The organism is Kitasatospora sp. NPDC003701, from assembly GCF_053587085.1.
On sequence record NZ_JBSFNM010000132.1, the window covers coordinates 1 to 6,887 of the forward strand.

General features: G+C 72.4%; 1 protein-coding gene. It reads right to left on the reverse strand.

Going from position 1 to position 6,887, the window contains the following annotated elements; genetic code table 11:
- On the reverse strand, positions 1-6,887 hold a 6,887-nt coding region (locus ACWDRR_RS43905), incomplete at both ends, for an SDR family NAD(P)-dependent oxidoreductase (RefSeq protein ID WP_449777958.1).

Sequence of the window (6,887 nt, forward strand, 5' to 3'; positions counted from 1 at the left end):
TCCACAGCCCCACAGTCCAGCACCACCACAGCCGGCACCGCACCCGACTCCGACAACCCCTCCCACACCGACCACGACACCCCGGCCACCACACCCGCGGGCACACCGGCAGGCACCACCGACCACTCGACCCCGAAGAGGCTCTCGCCCCCACCCAACTGCTCGGCCGTGACCGGGCGACCGGTCACGGACCGGACCGACAGGACCGGGCGGCCGGCCGGGTCGGCGACCGCCAGGGACAGGCCACCGTCATCGAGACGCGTCAGCCGTACCCGCAGCACCGACGCACCCACCGCATGGAGAGACACCTCGTTCCAGGCGAACGGGATCACCGTCCCCCCGGTGCCGCTGTCCAGGATCGCGGCATGCATCGCCGCGTCCAGCAGAGCGGGATGCAGACCGAACGCCGCGCCGTCCACCCCCTCGGGCAGCGCGACCTCGGCGAACAGGTCGTCGCCACGACGCCAGACGGCCCGGAGGCCCCGGAACGCGGGCCCGTACCGGTACCCCTGCTCGGCGAACCCCTCGTACGCGCCGGCAACCGGCAGCACCTCGGCGCCGTGCGGCGGCCAGACCGAAGCGTCGAACGGCAGCGGCCCGGCCGTGCCCTCGGCGAGAACACCACGGGCGTGCTCGACCCAGGCCGCCTGTCCCTGGTCCTGGTCGTCCGGCTGGGAGTGCACGCTCAGCGCGCGCCGGCCGGACTCGTCCGGCACCCCGACGCGCACCTGGAGCCGTACGCCGCCCTGCGCGGGAAGCACCAGCGGCGCGGCCAGGGTGAGCTCCTCCAGCGACTCGCAGCCGACCTCGTCACCGGCCCGCAGAGCCAGCTCGACCAGGCCGGTCCCGGGCAGGAGCACCGTGCCCTGCACCGCGTGGTCGGCCAGCCACGGGTGCGTCTGCACCGACAGACGGCCGGTGAGCAGGATGCCGTCGTCGGTCGCCAGAACAGCGGCCGCGCCGAGCATCGGATGCTCGGGCGACTGCAGGCCGGCGAACCGCACGTCACCCGTGCGCAGGACGGGACCGACCGGCCAGAAGCGCTGGTGCTGGAAGGCGTAGGTGGGCAGCTCGACGCTCCGGGCGCCGGTGCCGGCCAGCAGCGCCCGCCAGTCGACGGTCACGCCGTGGACGTGCAGCGCGGCCAGCGCCTGCAGCACGGTCGTCTCCTCGCCGCGGTCCTTGCGCAGAACCGGGACGATGAGGGCGTCGTCGCTGACGGACTCGCGGGCCAGCGCGGAGAGCACCCCGTCGGGGCCCAACTCCACGAAGCGGGTGACACCCTGGGCCTCCAGGGTGCGTACACCGTCGGCGAAGCGGACCGCCTCGCGGACGTGGCGCACCCAGTACTCCGGCGCGCAGAGCTGCTCACTCGTGGCGAGTTCACCGGTCAGGTTCGAGATCAGCGGGATCGTCGGAGCGGCGAAGGACAGGCCCTCCACCACCGCCCGGAAGCCGCCCAGCATCGGGTCCATCAACGGCGAGTGGAACGCGTGGCTCACCCGTAGCCGGGTCGCCTTGCGGCCCTGCTGCTCGAAGTGGGCCCGGATCGTCTCGACCGCTTCCTGCGCGCCGGAGACCACGACGGACGTGGGGCCGTTGACCGCCGCGATCGAAACGAACTCGCCCAGGAGCGGGAGGACTTCGCCTTCCGTGGCCTGCACGGCGAGCATCGCGCCGCCCTCGGGCAGCGCCTGCATCAGCCGGCCGCGCGCCGCCACCAGAGCGCAGGCATCCGCCAGGGTGAACACCCCCGCGACGTGGGCGGCAGCGACCTCACCGATCGAGTGACCGGCCACGAAGTCCGGCCGCACACCCCACGATTCGAGCAACCGGAACAACGCCACCTCGACCGCGAAGAGCCCGGCCTGGGAGTGGACGGTCCGGTTCAGCAGCTCGGCGTCCTCGCCCCACACCACCTCCCGCACCCCGACCAACTCCGCACAGACCGCGTCGAAGGCCTCCGCGAACACCGGGAACCTGGCAGACAACTCCCGTCCCATGCCGAGCCGTTGCGACCCCTGGCCGGAGAACAGGAACGCACGCTTGCCCGCACGCACCGAGCCCTCGACCACACCGGCCGCAGACTCCCCCGCCGCCAGCGCGGCCAGCGCCGCCGTGCGGTCCGAAGTCAGCACCACCGCCCGGTGGTTGAACCCCGACCGCTCGGTCGCCAACGACCACGCGACATCCAGCGGGGACAGCTCGGCCTGGTCATGGACGTGGGACAGCAGGCTCGCCGCCTGATCCCGCAGAGCGCTCGCGGTCCGGCCGGACAGCACCCACGGCACCACGCCGGGCGTCACCACGGGCTGTTCGACGGTCGGGAGGTCCGCCGGCTCGCCCTGCTCCAGCACGACATGCGCGTTGGTGCCGCTGATCCCGAACGAGGACACCCCCGCCCGGCGCGGACCCGTGCCCTCCGGCCACGCCACCGGCTCCGTCAGCAGCTCGACGGCGCCCTCGCTCCAATCCACGTGCGACGAGGGAGCATCCACGTGGAGCGTCTTCGGCAGCACACCGTGGCGCATCGCCATCACCATCTTGATCACACCGGCCACACCCGCCGCCGCCTGCGTGTGACCGATGTTCGACTTGAGGGACCCCAGCCGGACGGGTCGGCCCTCGGGCCGGTCCTGTCCGTAGGTGGCGAGGATGGCCTGTGCCTCGATCGGGTCACCCAGGGTGGTACCCGTCCCGTGGCCCTCGACCGCGTCCACATCGGCGGCCGACAGCCCACCGCTGGCCAGCGCCTGGCGGATCACCCGCTGCTGCGAAGGCCCGTTCGGTGCTGTCAGACCGTTCGACGCACCGTCCTGGTTCACCGCACTGCCACGCAGCACCGCCAACACGCGGTGCCCGTTGCGCCGGGCGTCCGACCGGCGCTCCAGCACCAGCACGCCCACGCCCTCGCCCCAGCCCACACCGTCCGCCGCGTCCGAGAACGAACGGCACCGACCGTCGGCCGACAGACCGCCCTGACGCGAGAACTCCACAAAGGTGCTCGGCGTGGACATCACCGTCACCCCGCCGGCCACCGCCAGCGAGCACTCACCGGACCGGAGTGCCTGCGCCGCGAGGTGCATCGCCACCAACGACGAGGAGCACGCCGTGTCCACGGTGACCGCAGGACCTTCCAGCCCCAGCGTGTAGGACACCCGGCCCGAGGCGATACTCGGTGCGCTGCCGCTGCCCTGGAGTCCCTCGAAATCGCGCCCGCCCAGCAGACCGGCGTAGTCGCTGTACATCACGCCCGCGAAGACACCCGTCCGGCTGCCGCGCAACGACACCGGGTCGAGACCCGCGTGCTCGAACGCCTCCCACGACGTCTCCAGCAACAACCGCTGCTGCGCATCCGTCGCCAACGCCTCACGCGGACTCATCCCGAAGAACTCAGCGTCGAACTCCCCGGCCTCGTACAGGAAACCACCCGAACGCGTGTACGACGTGCCGAGGTGATCCGGGTCCGGATCGAACAGCGACTCCACCTCCCAGCCACGATCCGTCGGGAAGTCGGAGATCGCGTCCACACCCTCCGACACCAACCGCCACAGACCCTCCGGCGACCGCACCCCACCCGGGTACCGGCACGCCATCCCCACGATCACCACGGGGTCATCCGCCACCGGCGGCAACCCGGCCGCCACCCGCGACACCTCCGCCTCGCCATCGAACAGCTCGTCCAGCAGGAACCGCACCAGCGCCTCCGCCGACGGGTAGTCGAACACCACCGTCGCCGGCAACCGCAGACCCGTCACCGCACCGATCCGGTTCCGCAGCTCCACCGCCGTCAGCGAATCGAACCCGAGATCCTGGAACGCCTTCGTCGCCTCCACCTCGGCCGCACCGACATGTCCCAGCACCAACGCGATCTGCGCACGCACCACGTCCAGCACCACCTCACGACGCTCGACCGTCCCCAGGCCGGACAGCCGCCGGACCAGCTCGGCGGACGCGGTCGAACCGGCCACGGCCGACCGGCGGACCCGCGTACGAATCAGCCCCCGCAGGAGCGCAGGCACCTCGCCGTGCGCGCGCAGCGCCGCCAGGTCCAGCCGGACCGGCAGCGTCACCGGCTCGCCGCCGGCGAGCGCGGCGTCGAAGAGCGTCAGCCCGTCCTCGGGCGTGAGGGACGGCATGCCCAGTCGAGCGATGCGCGCGATGTCGGAGCCGCTGAGGGCGCCGGTCATTCCGCCGTCCTGGGTCCACGGCCCCCACGCCAGCGACACACCCGGCAGACCGGCATCCCGACGCTGCCGCACCAACGCGTCCAGGAACGCGTTGCCCGCCGCATAGTTGGCCTGGCCGGGGCCGCCGAAGGTGCCGGACACGGAGGAGAAGACCACGAACGCCGACAGGTCCAGGTCCTTGGTCGCCTCGTGCAGATGCCACGCCGCATCCACCTTCGGACGCAGCACCGCCGACAACCGCTCCGGCGTCAGCGAACCGACCACCCCGTCGTCCAACACACCTGCCGTGTGCACCACCGCACCGACCGGATGACGAGCGACCAACCCGGCCACCGCCGCACGATCCGCGACATCACAAGCCTCAACGACCGCCTCGGCCCCGAGAGCCGCCAGCTCGGCCACCAGCTCCGCCGCACCCTCCGCCCCCGCACCACGACGGCTCACCAACAGCAGACTCCGCACACCGTGCTCAACCACCAGATGACGAGCCACCACCCGGCCCAGACCACCCGTGCCCCCCGTGACCAACACCCTCCCGGCACCGGCCCACGGCGGGACGATCCCCGACTCAACGGCCGGCACCCGAACCAGCCGCGCCGCCAACACCTCACCGTCGCGCACCAGCACCTGCGGCTCGTCCGACAGCACGGCACCCGGCGGCAGTTCACCCTCGCCCTCCAGATCCACCAACCCGAACCGGCCCGGATTCTCCGACAGCGCCGACCGCACCAGACCCCACACCGCGGCGCCCACCAGATCCACACCCGACACCGCACCACGCGTCACGAACACCAACCGCGACGCCGAAAACCGCTCCTCCACCAACCACGACTGCACCAGACCCAGCACCCGCGCAGTCACCACATGCACGGACTCCGGCACACCCGAGGACGGCCCGGCAGGCAACTCGACGAGCACGACTCCCGGAACATCCACCAACGAAGCCAGGTCAACATCCTGATTGATCGTCACGAATGGCTCCGGCTCGCCCGTCGCGACGGGCACCCACTCCACCCGGAACAACGCCTCCCGCGCGACCGCCCCCGCCCCGCTCACCTGCTCGGCGCTGATCGGCCGGACCACCAGTGACGCCACCGAGGCGACCGGTGCACCCGAGGCGTCCGCAATCGCCAGCGACATCCCGCCGCTCTCCGCGCGCGACACCCGCACCCGCACCGCCGAAGCGCCCGAGGCGTGCAGTGACGCACCCGACCACGCGAACGGCACGCCCTCGCCGCCCCGCCCGTCCTCACCGACGAACACCGAGGCATGCAGGCACGCGTCCAGCAGAGCCGGATGCAGACCGAACGCCCCGGCGTCCACACCGTCGGCGAGCGCCACTTCGGCGAAGACCTCCTCGCCCCGTCGCCATGCGGCTCGCAGCCCCTGGAACGCCGGCCCGTATGCGAGGCCGCCCTCGGACATCCGCTCGTAGACACCCGTGACGTCCAACGGCTCGGCGCCCACCGGCGGCCACACCGCCGCATCGAACACCATCGGCATCGCGCCCGGGGCCAGCACACCACTGGCGTGCAGCGTCCACACCGCCTCGTCAGCGCCGGCGGGGCGGGAGTGCACGCTCAGCGCGCGCCGGCCGGACTCGTCCGGCTCGCCCACCCACACCTGAACCCGCGCCTCACCCCGGTCGGACAGCACCAGCGGGGCGGCCAGCGTCAGCTCCTCGACCAGGTCGCACCCGACCTCGTCGCCCGCCCGCATCGCGAGTTCCAGCAGCGCGGTGCCCGGAACCAGGACCGAGCCGAGGACCACATGGTCCGCAAGCCACGGCTGCGACTGCACCGACAGACGGCCGGTGAACACGTACCCGTCCGTGTGGACCAGCTCCACGGCCGCGCCCAGCAACGGGTGCTCGGGCGATTCCAGCCCGGCGAACCGCAGATCGCCCGGGCGGAGCATCGAACCCGAAGGCCAGAAGTGCTGGTGCTGGAAGACGTAGGTCGGCAGCTCGACGCTCCGGGCGCCGGTGCCGGCCAGCAGCGCCCGCCAGTCGACCTTCACGCCGCGAACGTGCAGCTCGGCCAGCGCCCGCAGCGCGGTCGCCTCCTCGCTGCGGTCCTTGCGCAGCACGGGGATCAGGACAGCGTCATCACCGACCGACTCGCGGGCCAGCGCGGAGAGCACCCCGTCGGGGCCCAACTCCACGAAGCGGGTGACGCCCTGGGCCTCCAGGGTCCGCATGCCGTCGGCGAAGCGGACGGCCTCGCGGACGTGGCGCACCCAGTACTCCGGCGCGCAGAGCTGCTCGGCCGTGGCGAGTCCGCCGCTCAGGTTCGACACCACCGGGATCGTCGGCTCGGCGAAGGACAGGCCCCCGACCACGGCCCGGAACTCGCCCAACATCGGGTCCATCAGCGGCGAGTGGAAGGCGTGCGAGACCCGCAACCGGGTCGTTTTGCGGCCCAGCTGCTCGAAGTGGGCCTGTATCGCCTCGACCGCCTCCGCGGCGCCGGAAACCACGACGGACGCGGGACCATTGACCGCCGCGATCGAGACGAACTCGCCCAGGAGCGAGAGGACTTCGCCTTCCGTGGCCTGCACGGCGAGCATCGCGCCGCCCTCGGGCAGCGCCTGCATCAGCCGGCCCCGCGCCGCCACCAGCGCGCAGGCATCCGCCAGCGAGAACACCCCCGCCACATGCGCGGCCGCCACCTCACCGATCGAATGACCGGCCACGAA